The following is a 15945-nucleotide window of genomic DNA, read 5'->3' as shown; positions in this document are numbered from 1 at the left end:
TCCGGTACAGGCTGACGACCCGGGGCGGTCAGGGCGACAGATCGGTCAGGTTCGCGCGCAGGGCGGCAGCGGCGAGAGTAGCGACGTCACCGCAGGTGAAGGCGCGCACGCCTGCCGCTCGCCAGTGCTCGTGGCGCTCCGGCGTGCGGACGAGCGCGCAGAAGGCGACATTGTGGGTCATGCAGCTCTCGTGCAGCCGCTTTACCGCCGACTGCACCGCCTCATGCCGCAGTTGCCAAGGCACACCCAAAGATTGGGAAAGATCGGCGATGCCGGGCAGGACCATGTCGACGCCGCCGCCGCGCAGGATGTCGTCTATCGAGTCCACGGCGTCGGCATCTTCGATCAGGGCGATGAGCATGACTTCGGTATTGCTGCGCCGGCACTGCTCGACGGGGTCGTCGAGGCCGTAGGCTGCCGCACGCCCGCTACCGAGTGAGCGCATACCCACGGGCGCGTAGTAGGCGGCCCGAATTGCCGCGTCGACATCCGCGCGACTGCGCACGTGTGGCACGACGATGCCGAGTACCCCGGCGTCGAGTCCGCGCAGCATGGTCGCGGTGTCGTGCGGGGCCACGCGCAGGAGGGGAGTAAGGCCCGCGACCTGCGCTGCGCGGATAAGGTTCTCGAGATTTTGCGGGTCGAGCAGCGTGTGTTCGGCATCGATGATGACGAAGTCGTAGCCGGCCCAGCCGACCATCTCGACCAGCGCGGGCGCGGGAATCGAACAGAACAGTCCGTGCACCTGCTCCCCGTCGGCGAGCTTGCGTCGCACGTGATTGACCGGTGTCATCGGCTCACTCCGGTGTCGTCGGCGAAGTGGAATGTCGGTGGCGGGTGCATCAGGAAGTCGTGATGGGAGATGTTCCAGGCGTAGGCGCCTGCGAGTCCGAACACGATCCGATCGCCTGCCCGTAGTACGTCGGACGAGACATTTTGTGCCAATTGATCTTTGGGTGTGCAGAGCTGACCGGCAACGGTGACGGACGTGGTCGCGGCCCGCGGTCTCGCCCATGGCTGGTCCCACCCGTCGACCGGAATCACCGCGCAGGGCTGGCTGTGGCCTTTCGTCGCGGGCGTGCGGAGGTGGTGCGTGCCGCCGCGCACGATGGCGAATTCGCCGCCGTGGCTGGACTTCACGTCGAGTACGTCGGTGGCGTACCAGCCGCAGTAGGCGGTCAATGACCGGCCTGGCTCGATCCGTAGCCGCAGCTGCGGCGTCGGCCGCACGAGGTCGTCGAGTGCGGCGCCGTAAGCGGCCCAATCGAACCGGCGCTCCGGTGCGGTGTAGTCGACGTTCATACCGCCGCCGATGTTCACTTCGGTGAGGGCGACATCATGGCGATCGGCTGTCTCGGTCGCCCACCGGACCACCGCGGCCGCGATGGCGGCGAGCTCCGATGCCTCCAGGCCGCTGGTGAGGTGGGCGTGCACGCCACGCCAGCGCAGTCCCGGATATCGGCCACCGGCCAGTTCGGCCAGCAGCTCGGTGGCGTCGTGTGGATCGAGGCCGAACGGAGTGGGGCGCCCGCCCATCGCCAGGGCGCTGTCGGCCAGCGTGCGCGAGTCGAGCGGCAGATTCACCCGAAGCAACACATCGACCGGCTGGGTGGCCTTGGCGGTCAGCGCTCCCAACGCCCGAAGCTCGCCGACGCTCTCGACGTGAATGCGATGCACCCCGTGATCGAGGGCTGCCCGTAGCTCGGCGGCGGTCTTTCCCGGCCCACCGAAGGCCAGCGGGTGGCCGGGCACCGCGCCGGCCACATGCGCGAGTTCACCTCCCGACGACACTTCGAAGCCGTCGACCGAGCCGGCGAGTGCCGAGAGCAGGCGTGGTTCCGGGTTCGCCTTGGCGGCGTAGTACAGCTCCACCTGCTCGGGCAACGCGGCGCGCACCGTGGCGGCGTGGTCGCGCAGGGCGGCCAGATCGTAGAGATAGGCCGGGAGATCGGCCTCCGGCAGTGTCCTCGCCCAACCCGCCGCTGTGTCGGAGAGCGCGATCACCGGGTCAGCTCCGCCAGGGCGCTGGTTCCGTACTCGGACAGCGGTGGGCTCGTCAGCGGGGAGGGGAGTCGGACGTATCCGGCGTCGCGATCGGATTTGCGCTCCCATCGGGTGAGCAGATTCGCCTTGGCGGGCAGCGGAACTCCGGCCAGCAGCGCGGCGAGGCGAGGCGGGTGACCGGCCTGCGCGGAGTAGCCGGACACCTTGTCGCGCACCCGTTCCCAGAGCACGGTCTCGAGTGCGGGATGCAGATCGGCGAGCGCGGCCAGCATGTCGGCGATGTTGTTGACGAACAGGCAGTAGACAACACGGTCCCAGCCGCGGTGCGCGTCGTAGGTCATCCGCTGACCGACCTCGGGCAACAGGGCGGCCAGCACCGCCTCGTGCTGGTCGGCGACGAGCTTGGTGCCCTCGAGATCCCGGAACAGTACCTGCACAGGTAGTCCGGCGCCGTCTACCCCGATCAGCACGTTCTGCAGGTGCGGTTCGAGCACCACGCCGAACTCGAAGTACGCGGCGAGAATCGGGGCAACCAGCAGGTCCAGATAGGCGTCCCACCAGCGCAGCGCCTGGTCCGGATGCTGATCGGGCAGCAGCCGGGAGATGTGTGCCGGGCCCGTCGGATATTCGTCGGCGACGGCGGCGGCGAGCAACGCGGTGACACCGGGGCGTAACCGGCCCGGCAGTCCCTCGCGCACGATCACGCCGAATCCTTCGAGCAGTTCGCGATCCGGGCCGCCGTCCGTTCCGGGCAGGGCCAGGCTGCGGTATGCGGGTTCACGCAGCATCGCGCTGCCGGGAAAGCGGGTGTGCAGCTGCTCGAAGATCGGTGCCAGGATCCGGTCGAGGGTGACCGCGCCGGTCAGCTCGTACCACGCGTTCTTCCGCAGACAGTTGGTGATCCGGACATTGAGACTGAACTTGAGGAACATCGTGCCGTCGTAGACGGTCCGCACGGACGCGGTAGCGGCGAATTGTCGTGTCCCGACCCCCAAATCGACGATGTCGCCGCGATCGAGGGCGGCCTGCACGGCGGGCCGGGTACACATCATCTCGTACTGCCAGGGGTGGGCGGGCAGCAGCCGATACCCGACGGGAACGATCGGACCGAGATCATCGAGTGCGGTCGACGCCGCCTGGTCATTGCTTTCCTCGGCGACGAGGTGGGTCCGCACGGCGAGCATGCGCAGCCCGAAGCCGGCGCCCGTCTCGGGGGAGTACCTGGCCCATTGCTCGGGCGATCCAGTGCGGGCTTTCGGCGTGGGATGGAAGCGGTGGCCGAATATCAGGGACCGCTCAGAGGCGAGGTAGTCGAGGTCGCCGACATCGGGCACCGACCCGAGGGTGGTGGTCAGCGTCGCATGGCTGGAGGCGATCTGGGTGAGGAACTCGTCGTTGGCCACACCGTTGTGCAGTGTGAGCTCGTCGTGGGCATAGCGGGCGAGGGTCTGCCAGTCGACAGGCGTCCATTGCCCGCTGTGTCGATGCTCGACCGGGCCGAGGAAGCGGTGCGCGCCGATGCGTGAGGTCCGCCGTATCCGGATGCGCAACAGCACATCTCGACGTGGTAGCCGCAAGAGCAGATGGTCACCGGACACGGCGGACTGGCTTTCGGGGCCGGACACCTCGCGCAGCAGGCAGTTGAGCAAGGTGTGGGCGACGGCGTCGTCGGCACCTGGCAGGACGGACGGCGCGGTAGGCGTTTCGGGCAGGGCGGTGTTCGACATGGACGACTCCATCGGGTCAGTGGACGGCGGTCCGGGAGCGCAGGACTGCGCCGGTCGTGGTCGACAGCGCGGCGGCTGCGACGATCGCACCGGCCAAAGCTGGTGCGGCGGGGCCGAATTCGAGGTTCACTACGGTGGCGGTGAGGCCGGCGGCGACCGCCCCGGCCTTGGCGAAGAATTCGAGCGAGCCGAACATTCGCCCCGCCGGGCGACGGCTCGCACAGCGCGCGGCGAGCGCGTTGCGGCCGAGCAGGCACAGCGTGAGTCCGACTCCGAGCAGGACGCGGATGAGGACGAGCTCGGTCAGGCTGTCGGCCCACAGATGTGCGGCCGAACCCACTGCGAGGCAGCCGAATCCGATGATTACCAGCGTCGAGGTATCGAGCCGCACTACTCGCTGCGCGGTCGTCGCGGTGGCGAGATACACGAGGTGGGGCACGGCGAACAACACGCCGACGACGAGGGTGCCGGTATCGGGCAGGCGTTGTTCGATGAGCGCCTGCAGGTACGGAAACGAGACGACAGTAGCGAAGACGAAACCGAATTCCAGCGCGAACAGTGCCCGCAGCGAGGCGGTGTCGCCGGTCTCGCTACCGGTAGCGCCTCGCGACGGCGCATCGACACCGGCCGTGGGTTCCGGCAGGAACGCCAGCATCAGCGCGGCGGCCAGCGGTAGCAACGCCAGCACGAGATATTGCCGATGCGGCGACAACCACGGTGACAATGCCCCGACGGCGATGGGTGCGATGACCAGGGCCAGGCGGGCACTGCCCTGCAGGACGGTCAGCGCCCGCGCCAGCGCGGGCCCGCTCAACGAGGCACCCAGATACCCGCTCGAGGCAGCGAAGGTGCCGCCGAGAACACCCTGTAGGATCAGTGCGGCGGCGAACATCGGCAGCGAGTCGGCCCACCCGGCCAGCAGGAACGCGGCCGCGAGTCCGAGTTGGGCGCGCAGCAGCAATCGTTTCTGGCCGTACCGATCAGCGAGCCTGCCCCACAATGGGGCGCCGAGACCGCCGAACACGGTAGGCACGACATAGAGCACCCCGGCCCATCGCGCCGTCGGATCGCCCAGTTCGGGCAGGATCGTCGTCAGGTACGGCGGCAGACCGAGCGCCGCGAAGGACGCGACGAAATAGCACCCCGCCACCGCGTAGATCTGGTTTCCGCGCGCGGCCTGTGTGGTCGGCGTTGGGGCGAGTGGCGCACGGGTCACCGCGCCGCTCCGTCACGCAGATAGTTGGGTCCGCTCGTGTAGTGCTTGTTCACATCGACGGCACCACTGCGCTGTTTGCTGAACAAGGTGGCGGCGCTCACCATTGCTTTCACCGGCAGCGACGGCGCTTCCAGCACGTCGGCGCGCAGCCGGTCGGCACACGGGGTGTCCAGGCGCGCGACGGCTTGCTCGAGCCGGTCGCGGACCATGTCGAGCAGGTCGGACAACGGTGCTCGACCCAGGTCGGCGAGGGCGAACGCGAAAGCCCCGGCACACAGATGCACGGTGATCGTGGTGAACAAGTCGGTGAGTGGCCTGTCGTCATCGACATTGATCCGGGGATCGGCGAAGGCCGCCGGTTCGTCCCCGAGTCGGTGCCGCAGCCGGGTGGTGTGCACGCGCGGGGTGTCGTTGTCCTTGAACGACAGTCGCAGTGTGGGGCCACCGCGGTCGTCGAGGACGAGGGAGATGTTCTGCTGGTGCGATTCCAGCGCCATGCCGTATCCGAACAGCGTGGCCTGCCAGTCGAACAGCAGCTCGAGCCACGCGTCGAACAGGGCGATGACATCGCCGCTGTAGAACCGGTCGGCCAGATGGTCGATCACCGGGCGGCCATCGTGCGCGCGGCTGAGCAGTGCCGCCATCGGAACGACGACGCAGCCGCGCACCGCAGGCGGGTCACGGCGGCACAGCACAGCCAGCAGCTCGTGGGCGGCGTGGGCGTAGACGCTCTCGTCCATCAGCAGAATCCGTTCGCGGAAGCGAGCTTCCCCGGCCAGCACGGTCGTCAGCAGTCGTTGACACAATGCGCCATCGGACAGGGTCCTCGGCCGGATGGTGCGGACATTGCGGACGCCGAGCGTCGCGGTGGCCAGCGGCAGCTTGAGGTATTCGCCGGGCGCTTCGAGGCACGCGACGGTCCGCATCGACAAGGTCGGCACGACGTCGAGGAACTCGCTGTCCAGCAGCACCGCACGGCCGTCGAGACCAAGTGACCGGATCGCTTGGTCCAGAGCCGGGCCGATGCTGAGCGGGTGGACCGGCAGCAGCACGTGGGTCGAGGACAGTTCCGGGGCGCCGAGCTGCGCGGGCGTCGGCCAGAACGCGGGAAGGTCGAGAGTTCCGACGACGGTGGCCTGTTCCACCGGAACTGCCAACCAGCGCAAGGCGAACGTGGGATGGAATTCTGGTGCGTACGAACGTAATTGCGCGGTGGTGAGCCCGGTGCGCGCCCGGGCGGCCGGGTAGACAGGGTGGTCGTGGCGAGCGGCGAGAGTGTCGAAGCCGAGGGCAGCGGTCTCGGTCCATCTGTCCAGCTGACAGCCGTAGGCGGCGATAAGCCGTGCCGTCATGCCGCCACGCGTCTTGGTGTGTAATCGCATGGCAGACAACGCGCTCGCGCATTCGGCGCCGAAGTCGTCGAATCCACTCCGGTCGACGGGATCGGCGAGTTCTGCGAACACACCGACGACTCCGGCGACCGAATCGAATCGGGTGCCGTCCGGTTCGCGCAGCAGCTCCGGTTGCCGCACGGTGTCAGTGCAGAGGAAACCGTCGGATTGGACGGGCAGGCACAAGGTGATCGATTCCTCGCCGACGGTGCGCGTCAAGCGTAACCACCGTCCGTCCGGCCTGGTCTCGGTGATCGCGCGGGTCCGCAGGCCGAGGACATCCTCCCGCAGCATCGTGGCGAGCACGCGTCGCACCAGAGCGGATTCGTCGGCGTCAGGCAGGAGGAGGGGATCGATAGGACTTGGGTGGGCGAGCGCGGTCATGGGTGCACCTCCCAGCGCTGTTCGGTCAGGAAGCGGTCGGCGACGCGGTCGACGGTGGCGCTGTCGGGCCCGACGGTGCGCAGCACGCCGACATAATCGCGGTTGGTGAACGAGAGCTGGTGGTGGCTTCCGATGGCGCGGAGTGGTCGATAGGTGAGATCGACGCCGTCCACGATGTCGGTCAGCGCCGCGGGAGCGGCGCGCAGCGTGCCGGAGTCCGCAGCGCAGACGTGATCGATGCGCGCGCCGACGCCGGTGCGCAGCCCCAGATCGGCAGCCAATGGCTCCCCGAGATGGGTGCGCAGGACGTGCTCGAACAGGTCGATGCCGAGTACGTCACGTAGCGTCAGATCGCACTGGTCTCCGATGGTCCGATAGTTGACCTCGATCAGCCGGGCCAGGCCCTGGTCCACGACGAATTCTGTATGGCAGGCGCCGAATCCGATTCCGAGTGTGTCGAGCTGCTCGCTCACCTGGGCCAGCACGGACGGTGGGTGCGCGGCGACGAAGGTATGGCGCAGCTCGATGAAATGCGGTGGCGGGGTGAGTGTGGTGCGGAACCCGCCCAGCACATGCCGGCGCTGCCCGTCACCGAGAGTTTCCACGGTGCACAACTGCCCGGGCAGATACTCCTCCACCAACAGCGACACCTCGGGACGCCGCCGTCGAATGTGCTTGCCGCGCAGCACCAATTCCTCGACGTCGTGCACGAGGTACACGTCCTCGCTGGCCACCCCTTCGCGTGGTTTGACCACACAGGGCAGTGGCACATCGAGGTCGGCCAGCGTCGCCGGATCTTGGAGCGGACCGAGCTCGGTCGACCAGACCGCGCCGAGGCCGGCCGCGGCCAGCCGACGGCGCATCTCCGCCTTGTTGTTCACCCGCAGCGTTGTGCGCCAGTCCTTGCCGGGCAGACCGAAATACGCCGCGGCGATAGCGGCGGGGGTCTGTAGATGGTCGCTGTTGGTGAAGACCGCGGTTGGTGCGGGACCCGCGGCGATCGCCGCGATGACCGTTTCGGGATCACGGACATCGCAGCGGACCGCGTCGACGCCAGGGTGGCGCAGCCGATGCGGTTCGGGATCGTCGCTGAGGATCGTGACGTCGAGCCCGAGCGCGGAAGCGGCAGGCAGATATCCGTCCGACACCGAGTCGGTGGGATTCAATGCGAGCAGATAGAGCTGCACGGCAAAGCCTTTCGTCTTGTTCGGCGGGAGGACTTATTCGGCGGGCAGTGCCACGCCGGTGGCCTGGGCGATATCGACGAGCATCCGCTGGGCCGCCTGGACGCCGATGCCTGACATCCAGGTCTCGTCGGGAACCTCGTAAACCTTGCCGTCGCGGACCGCGCGCAGGTCCTTCCACACTGGGCTGCTGGTCACCGCGTTCTTCGGGGTCTTGCCCGGGTCGTCGATCGTGGCGACGAAGATCAGGTCGGCGTCGGCCTGGTCGATCTGCTCGGGGCTGACCTCGGTCATCGTCTTCTTGGGGTCGGTCGAGGTCTGCGACGCGGGCCGATTCAGGCCGACATCGGCCAAGACGACGCCGCTGAACGAGGTGCTCTGGTACAGCCGGGTCGGCCCCGCGAGGAACCGCACGACCGAGGCGCTGGGCGCCGTGCCATTGTGTGTGGCTGTGATCGCCGCGCCGAGGGCCCGAGCTCGGTCCTCGTATTTGCGCAGGGCGGTCGCCGCGGCCTGATCACGGCCGAGGGCAGCGGCGTGCACCGCCAGGTTGGCTTTCCACGGGCCGCCGGTGGTCTCGGTGAGGACAGTGGGCGCGATACCGCTGAGCTTGTCGTAGATCTTGTCGTGGCGGACCTTCGAGGACAGGATCAGGTCGGGCTTCAGCGAGGCGATGCGCTCGAGATTCGGCTCCAGCAGGGGGCCGACGTCGCTGACCTTGTCGAGACCGCTCGCGAGGTAACCAGGGAAGCCACCCCCGGTCTTGGTATGCGGGACGACCGCGCCCACTGGGGTGACTCCCAACAGGGTGACCGAGTCGAGTTCGGCGGTGTCAAGGACGACCACGCGCTGCGGCGCGCTGGGGATCGTCACTTGCCCCTTGGCGGTTTCCAGGGTGCGAGGGAACGACGCCGTCTCGTCGGCGGACACCGTGGGAGCTGTTGTAGCGGAGTCAGTTCCGCAACCGACGAGCGCCGAGACAGCGATCACGGCACCTGCTGTCGCAGCGCCGATACGACGGGAGCCGCGCAGGCGGAAACACCGAATGGACATGACTGGTCCTCATCTCTCATGGAGCGAACGCGACGGAGCCGGAATCGGTGTCGCGGGTGAAAAGGTTTGGGTCAGGCCCGGACAGCGGTGGTATCGCGCCCGGACCTGGTATCTCGGGCGCTGCGGCTGCGTGGTATGACGAGCGGCGTTCCGGTCTCGGGATCAGGGACGACGCGGCAATCGACGTCGAAGACGGTGCGTACGAGGTCGGCGTCGAGCACGTCGGCGGGCGGTCCCGCCGCGGCCAGACGGCCCTCGTGCAGGACGACGAGATGGTCGGCGTAGCGGGCGGCCTGACCGAGGTCGTGCAGCACCATGACCACGGTGCGCCCGGCCTCCGCGTGCAAATCGGTGACCAGGTCGAGCACATCGAGCTGGTGGCGCAAGTCGAGGAAGGTGGTCGGCTCGTCGAGAAGCAGCAGATCGGTGTCCTGGGCCAAAGCCAAGGCGATCCAAGCGCGTTGGCGTTGGCCACCGGAAAGCTGATCGACCGGCAAATCACGTAGCTGTGCGGTCGCGGTCTGGGCCAAGGCGTCTTCGACGGCCGCTTGATCGCTCGCCGACCACGGACGCAGAAGCCTCTGGTGTGGATACCTACCCAGCCGAACCAACGCCTCGACCGTGATCGCCTCCGGTGTCACCGGTTGCTGGGGGAGTAGCCCGAGCCGCAGCGCGAGGGCGCGTGCGGGGAGCCGATGGATGTCGGCGCCGTCGAGGGTGACCGTGCCACCCGCCGGGCGCAGCAGCCGGGTGAGTCCCCGGAGCAGTGTGGACTTTCCGCAGGCATTGGGGCCGACGATGGCGGTGACGGCATTGCCTGGCAGCGTCAGATCGAGCCCGTCGACCACGACACGATCGCCATAGCTCAACGACAGCGTGTGCGTGGTGAGTTCGTTTCGGCTCTCGTTCATGCGGTTCTCCTGATCGCCGGGCTGCTGTCGCGGACCAGCAGCCAGAGCAGCCACGGCGCGCCGACGGTGGTGGTGACGACACCTACCGGCAGTCCGTGGACCGGTAGCAGATGCTGGGCGGTGAAGTCCGCGGCGACCAGCAGACTTGCCCCAGCGAGTGCGGTGACCGCGAGTGTGACCGGCGTGGGTGGCCCGCACAGCAGCCGCATGATCTGCGGTACCGCCAGGGCGACGAACACGATGGGACCCGAGATCGCGACCGCGAGCGCCGCCATCGCCACCGCGGTGATCAGCAATCGCAGCCGCGCGGAGTCCACGCCGATACCGAGTGCACCCGCCGAGTCGTCGCCGAGGTCGAGCACCGTCAGGGTTCGGTACTGCGCGTACAGCAGCACCAGCACGAGCACGCAGCCGATCGCCGCTCCGCTCACCTCCGGCCAGGTCCGGCCGTAGAGGGAACCGGCCGTCCAGCGCATCGCCGATCCGGCCAGTTCCTTGGGGAACCGGACGATGACGAGGTTCACTGCGGCAGCCAGCCCGGCTTGAATCGCCAGCCCGACCAGTACCAGCCGGGCTGTAGACAACTGCGACTTCCAGCCGATCGCGCCGAGCGCGAGCGCGGCGAACATCCCACCCGCGAGCGCGGCCAGCGGGATGGCCGATTGGCTCGCCCCGGCCGCGAGTACGATCACGGCGCCGAATGAGGCGCCGCCGGTCACGCCGATTACATCGGGTGAAGCGAGCGGATTGCGGAACAGTCGTTGCAGCACTGTGCCCGCGGTGGCCAGGCCCGCGCCCGCGATGATTCCCGCGACCAACCGCGGCGCACGGAACTCCTGCACGACGAAGACGTCGCCGCGATCGCCGAAGCCCACGGCGGCCGCCAGCGCGGTGGCCGCGCTCATGGACACTTCGCCCGTGGTGAGCGCAGCGATGGTCAAGGCGGCCAGGGCGAGCAGACATGTAATCGCGACGATCGGAGTTATCCAGTGAGACAGGGAGGTTCGGGTGATCATCGGATCTGCCTCCGGCTCGCGAGGACCGCGAGCAGTGGAGCGCCGACGAAGGCGGTCACAATGCCGACCTCGACTTCCGTCGGGGGCGCGATGAGCCTGCCGACGACGTCGGCGGCCAGCAGGAGCAGTGGCCCGGCGATGAGACAACCAGGGACGAGCACACGATGGTCGCTGCCCAGCACCAACCGGACCAGGTGCGGTGCGGCGAGGCCGATGAACGCGATGGGCCCGGCGACCGCGACGGCCGATCCGGCCAGCAGCACCACGGCCACCATGCCAGCGGCCCTGATCCGCCCGACCGGCACACCGAGCGTCGCCGCGGCTTCGTCTCCGAGTGCCAACGTATTCAGTGTGACGGCGATCGCGAGGCCGATCATCGCACCGAAGACGAAAGCGGGAAGGAGCGGAATCAGAATCGAGAGGTCCCGTCCCGCAATCGATCCGACCAGCCAGAAGCGAGCCTCGTCTAGGGTGCGCTCGCTGAACAGCAGCACCGCGGAGGTCCAGGACGCCAAAACCAGTTGCACGACAGTGCCGCCGAGGACCAGCCGAATCGGGTCCACCCCGCCGGCCCGCCTGCCCAGGGTGAGGGTGAACAGCGCGGCAGCGGCGGCACCGGCGAAGGCGAACCACACATACTGGCCGGGCTGAGAAAGGCCCAGCACGTAGATAGCGGTCACCACAGCGAGCGCGGCCCCGGCGTTGATACCGAGAGTGGTCGGCGCGGCCAGTGAATTGCGGGTGACTCCCTGCACGATCACGCCGGCCAACCCGAGTGCCGCGCCCACTGCCATCCCGACGAGAGTCCGCGGCACCCGCATTCCCGTGATCACCGCCGCGTCGCGACCATGCCCCCGGCCGAGCAGCGCATCGATCATCGCGAGCGCCGAGATGTCACGAGAGCCGAGCGCCAGGCTCAACCCCGCACACAGCGCCAATGCCGCAACCCCGAATGCGAGCACCACGATCGGGTGCCGCACCGGAGAGCGATGCGATGTGCCTATCACTGCCATGGGCCGAGAGCTTAGGTAAGCAGTACCTAAGTTTGTCAACGGGTTCGACCTGCGCCCGCGTTGCTCGGGAGTCGCGGCGATCGATCGGGCAATCTACGTCGATGGCGTTTTACATGGTCGACAGGATGGTCCGGTCGACGAGTGAATCGCAGGTGGTCGCCCATTTGTTCGGATGCCCGGCAAGGCGCAAAGTCGATGCGTGGTGTGACTCTATAGCGTTTGCGATCCATCGGATGGTTGGCTAAACGTGACCAGTGTCATCCACATGCAAGTTCATCCGTACCGGGCAGGGAAGCTTGTGTTCGTATTCAGCTACGTACTAAGTCGGATGGTAGATCTACTGCGACGGACGCGGGCGAGGCCAACCGCCCGAGCCGCGGCGGGTGGTACTGGCAATTCGGGCCGGACATGGTTGGACCGCCGACGGCAGCGGCAAGACGGACTGACCCCCGCCCGGCTGGCGGTGAGCGCAAACTATGCATCTGGGCAGTAGGCAATGTTCAATCCAAAAAGTGACGCAGATCACTGAATGTTGAAATGTCTTGCATAGCAACAAGATTCAGTGAAGCGCTCTTTGAGTGAGCGCATCCATTACTGCATAACATAGTAGATATCCGCGGGTTAGTCGCCTGTCTACCTGAGTCGAAGGGCTCGGTCTGCGGTGCTGACGTAATGGTTGCGAGACGGTCACGGATCGGTACAGTTCCTATCACGCCGCGCGCCGAAAGTCGCTGTCGATAAGTCGGCAACGACCTGGTCGAGGCGCCTTTCGCCGATCGACCCGAGGACGAGCCTTGTCACATCACCGAAAGACTTCTGGTTCCCTGTCCGTTCAACATCTACTCGCCGACTCCAGGGGGTCGGGTCGCCATCGCGCCGAAACTGCGCCGGATGGCCGAATCAAGGTGGCCCTCGGTGTCGCGGCGGCTGCCGGAGCCCTACTCAGTACGTCGACGCAAGTTGCGATGGCCGCGCCGTTGGCTCCGGATGTCGCCCATGACGTCGAACCTGCTGCCGCGCCGTTCGGATTAGCTGGATTGCCCGTGGAAGTCGTCGGTCCGCTCGCCCAGGCAGAACAGTTCATCGAGGATCTGCGGCAGCAGGCTATTCCCGCTCCTTCACGAGCGGTGGCGCCACCAGCGGCGTTGCCCTTGGCTGGTGACATCAGTTCTGTATTCGGTGCGCGATGAGGTCAATTCCACTCCGGTGTCGACATAGCGGATGCGCTGGGAACGCCCATTCGGTCCGCTCTCGGCGGGACGGTGCTCGAGGCCGGTCCGGCATCTGGATTCGGTCAGTGGATTCGTGTTGGGCAGGACGACGGAACAGACGGAACAACTGCCGTGTACGGCCATATCAATGACATCTACGTCCAGGAAGGTCAGCGAGTGAACGCCGGCGATGTAATCGCTTCGGTCGGCAACCGTGGCATTTCCACCGGTCCGCACTTGCATCTGGAAATCTGGGATCAGGACGGTGTCAAGATCGACCCGCTGCCCTGGATGGCCAGCAAAGGCATTGTGATGGAACAGCATTGGGGTGCTGACTGACGGGATTGTCCTGAAGTGGGGCCGGATCGCCACAATCTCTCGCCCCACTTCAGGTGATCGCGGCGAAAGCACGAGATGAGGGGATCGTGCCATCTCCGCCGCAGTCGACGCCCCAGGAGGGAGCGTCTCGCGCCAGCTCGTTCTGCTGACGCAAGCATCTACTGTCTACGTTAGTAGACAGTAGATGGTGTTACCGGTTGGCGCAACATCGCTGGTTATGGAGGAAAGGGGCTCGACCCTATCTGTGTCGGAGATACTTGGCGAGGGGCCGATACAATGAGGTCGCCTCTCTGATCCGTCGCTGACCTCGGATCTCGATCCGCAAGGAGTCCCCTCGTGCCAGCAGTGCAGTCGTTGCCGACCCTGCTGGTGGCGTCGGAGTGTGACCGACGATGAGCGTCGCTATCTGCCTGCTCGTCTACAGCCTGGTCGTCATGGTTCTCGCTCCGCCGACCCTGATTCGGACGACGCGCTGCGGTGTCGGCCCGCGCCTGAGCTTGATCGCGTGGCTCAGTGCGATCGGGTCGGTCGTGCTGGCATGGGTGGCCGCGATCGGCTTCGTCATCGGGGATGTCGTCCGCGACATGCTCGCTGACCAGCATCTGAACCTGAGTCGGTGCTTCGATCAGCTCCATGACGCGGCGATCGGCGAGTACGGAACTGCTGTCCAGGTTGGCCTGCTGGTCCTGGTGACGTGCGGCGTTGCCGCGGGGGTCGTGTTGATAGGGGGAGTGGGTCGTGCGCTGGTGCGGGCACGTTCGGTGACCCATGGGCACGCGCGCGCCGCCAGGATCGTCGGGAGACCGCATGCTGGTCACGATGCCGTGGTCATCGATCATCCAGAGCCCGCCGCGTACTCGGTTGCGGGGGATCCGCACACGATTGTTCTCACTCAGGGAATTGTCGCCGCGCTCGATGAGGAGCACCTCGCGGCCGTATTGGCGCACGAGCGTGCTCACCTCGCAGGCAAGCATCACCTTCTCCTTGCTGTTACCCGAGCTTTGGCCGGGGCGTTCCCGCGGATCGATCTGTTCACTGTCGGGGCGGCTCAGGTTGCCCGTCTTGTCGAAATGTCGGCCGACGATGTGGCCGCCGCCTCCCATGGTCGGGAAACCGTTCGCGAGGCGTTGCTCACCCTGGCCGACTCGAACGGTGCAGGCACGCTCGGTGCGACCGAAGTCGGGCTCGCTGATCGTGTGGCTCGGCTTGCGTCCCCCGCCCCAGTGGGCCGCTCGATGGTCGGCATCGTCTCAGCGCTGATCATCGCCACGATTCTTGCCGGTCCCATGATCGCGACGCTCGTCGCTGTGATCGGGCTCGGGGTGTGCCATCCTGACTAGCGGTCTCGGCCGTTGGTTGCGGCGGAAGTTTCTCCTATCGTCTACTGTCTGTGTACCCATGTAGTAGGTGTGGGTTGTCATATCGAGGGGCCATCATGGATGAACCGGACGCACGCGACCGCGTCGGTCCGAGGCCGACACACACGGTGGCGGCGTGGCCTCCGCGTGTAGCGGTCGAGTCGTCCGACGGGCATCGGTGGTTGACCTGGTCGGCACTCGTCGGGGCGATGGGCGCACTGGTCTTGGTGCTGTTCGGAATCCCCTCGATGGACTTGCACGGCCCGCTGCATCAGCTGGGAATCATGGACCCGTTCTGTGGAGGGACCAGGTCGTGGTACCTGCTGCTACACGGGCAGGTCCGGGATGCGCTGCGGTACAACCCCGCCGGGCCGCTACTGATGTCGATCACTGTGACGGCACTGATGCGGGCCGCAATCGGCATGCGCACCGGACGATGGGTGAACATTGTCGTTGATCGGCGTGTCTACCTTCCAATTCTGCTCGTCGCGACGGTCGCGCTCCAGATCAATCAGCAGATGAACGCGCCACTGCTCATCGCGCGGTGGGGTGGCTGAGGGCGGTTGACCGGCCGCCTGCCAGTTCTACGTATCCAGTTAGTAGTATCTGCGGGGTGAGTGCTGCCCCGACACTGAGCCGCGTCGGATTCGCGCGGTTCGTCGCGGTGTTCGCGGCCCTGTTCGCTATCGCCATGATCGAAGGTAGTCCCTGCCAAGCCGCCGCGATGTCGACCAGCTCGATGACCATGGAACACTCGCGGCCCACTGTCACGGCGCAGACCGACCTGCTGCCGACGAGCGGCGTCCACCGCGCAGCGGAGGGCACCCATGAAGCGGTCGCCGGCTATCCCGAGCAGCCGATTGACATGAAGTACGAAGGTCTTTCGCCGACCCCAGTCGGCGTGGTGATGGCGTGCCTCGCGGTATTCCTGGCTCTGCTGGGCGCGCTCGTAACGGTGCGGCCGGACACAATCGTCACTCCGCTGCCGGTGTTCCACCGGCGCCGAGTGCTACCTCGGCGCACGATTCCGATACGGAAACCGAGCCTCCACGAACTCTGCATCCTGCGCACATAGAGCACGCTGGCCCGATTCGCCAACCGGCGGCACGTGGCCTCCGTCGGCCGACATTCCCGTGCC

At 66.9% G+C, this 15945-nt stretch carries 14 protein-coding genes and 1 pseudogene; 5 read left to right on the top strand and 10 right to left on the bottom strand.

Annotated features, from left to right (window positions below; all coding sequences use genetic code 11):
* Positions 1-28: 28 nt before the first annotated feature.
* The 10 genes from NS1_RS19550 to NS1_RS19505 all read right to left on the bottom strand — a co-directional run bounded on the left by NS1_RS19550 (position 29) and on the right by NS1_RS19505 (position 11899).
* The gene (locus NS1_RS19550; protein WP_062986677.1) at positions 29-793 is read right to left on the bottom strand and encodes an HpcH/HpaI aldolase family protein; all 765 of its coding nucleotides are present in this window, start codon (positions 791-793) and stop codon (positions 29-31) included.
* Positions 790-2004, bottom strand: a complete 1215-nt coding sequence (locus NS1_RS19545) for a type III PLP-dependent enzyme (protein WP_062986675.1) — start codon at positions 2002-2004, stop codon at positions 790-792. Before NS1_RS19545 ends, NS1_RS19550 begins: the two co-directional genes overlap by 4 nt.
* The gene (locus tag NS1_RS19540; protein WP_062986673.1) at positions 2001-3731 is read right to left on the bottom strand and encodes an IucA/IucC family protein; all 1731 of its coding nucleotides are present in this window, start codon (positions 3729-3731) and stop codon (positions 2001-2003) included. The genes NS1_RS19545 and NS1_RS19540 overlap by 4 nt, the downstream gene beginning before the upstream one ends.
* 16 nt (positions 3732-3747) lie before the next feature.
* A complete protein-coding gene (locus NS1_RS42650) occupies positions 3748-4947 on the bottom strand; it encodes an MFS transporter (RefSeq protein WP_063816198.1) in 1200 nt (399 codons plus the stop codon).
* Positions 4944-6722 (bottom strand): IucA/IucC family protein, encoded by a 1779-nt coding sequence (locus NS1_RS19530; protein ID WP_062986671.1) that lies wholly within the window; start codon positions 6720-6722, stop codon positions 4944-4946. The genes NS1_RS42650 and NS1_RS19530 overlap by 4 nt, the downstream gene beginning before the upstream one ends.
* Complete coding sequence (locus tag NS1_RS19525) at positions 6719-7909, bottom strand: ATP-grasp domain-containing protein (RefSeq protein WP_062986669.1); 1191 nt, start codon at positions 7907-7909, stop codon at positions 6719-6721. The genes NS1_RS19530 and NS1_RS19525 overlap by 4 nt, the downstream gene beginning before the upstream one ends.
* Before the next feature lie 33 nt (positions 7910-7942).
* The gene (locus NS1_RS19520; protein ID WP_062986667.1) at positions 7943-8959 is read right to left on the bottom strand and encodes an ABC transporter substrate-binding protein; all 1017 of its coding nucleotides are present in this window, start codon (positions 8957-8959) and stop codon (positions 7943-7945) included.
* A gap of 71 nt (positions 8960-9030) precedes the next feature.
* Entirely contained in the window at positions 9031-9870 is an 840-nt protein-coding gene (locus NS1_RS19515; RefSeq protein ID WP_062986665.1) for an ABC transporter ATP-binding protein, read from the bottom strand.
* A complete protein-coding gene (locus tag NS1_RS19510; protein WP_062986664.1) occupies positions 9867-10886 on the bottom strand; it encodes a FecCD family ABC transporter permease in 1020 nt (339 codons plus the stop codon). Before NS1_RS19510 ends, NS1_RS19515 begins: the two co-directional genes overlap by 4 nt.
* Entirely contained in the window at positions 10883-11899 is a 1017-nt protein-coding gene (locus NS1_RS19505; RefSeq protein WP_062986662.1) for a FecCD family ABC transporter permease, read from the bottom strand. The genes NS1_RS19510 and NS1_RS19505 overlap by 4 nt, the downstream gene beginning before the upstream one ends.
* 965 nt (positions 11900-12864) lie before the next feature.
* Between NS1_RS19505 and NS1_RS41745 the strand changes: the two genes are divergently transcribed.
* The 5 genes and pseudogenes from NS1_RS41745 (at position 12865) to NS1_RS19485 (ending at position 15882) form a co-directional block, all read left to right on the top strand.
* Entirely contained in the window at positions 12865-13089 is a 225-nt protein-coding gene (locus NS1_RS41745; RefSeq protein ID WP_255284605.1) for a hypothetical protein, read from the top strand.
* A gap of 15 nt (positions 13090-13104) precedes the next feature.
* A pseudogene (locus NS1_RS41740) lies at positions 13105-13449 on the top strand (M23 family metallopeptidase); the annotation flags it as partial.
* A 392-nt stretch (positions 13450-13841) separates the two neighbouring features.
* Positions 13842-14789, top strand: coding sequence for a M56 family metallopeptidase (locus tag NS1_RS19495; RefSeq protein ID WP_062986660.1), 948 nt, complete (start codon positions 13842-13844; stop codon positions 14787-14789).
* A 95-nt stretch (positions 14790-14884) separates the two neighbouring features.
* Entirely contained in the window at positions 14885-15364 is a 480-nt protein-coding gene (locus NS1_RS19490; protein ID WP_063816197.1) for a DUF2752 domain-containing protein, read from the top strand.
* Positions 15365-15420: 56 nt separating this feature from the next.
* On the top strand, positions 15421-15882 hold the full coding sequence (locus NS1_RS19485; RefSeq protein ID WP_062986658.1) for a hypothetical protein: 462 nt from the start codon (positions 15421-15423) through the stop codon (positions 15880-15882).
* The last annotated feature ends 63 nt before the right edge of the window (positions 15883-15945 follow it).

The sequence above is a fragment of the Nocardia salmonicida NBRC 13393 genome, from assembly GCF_001613085.1.
Taxonomy (GTDB): domain Bacteria; phylum Actinomycetota; class Actinomycetes; order Mycobacteriales; family Mycobacteriaceae; genus Nocardia; species Nocardia salmonicida.
This window is presented reverse-complemented; position numbering and strand designations above follow the sequence as displayed.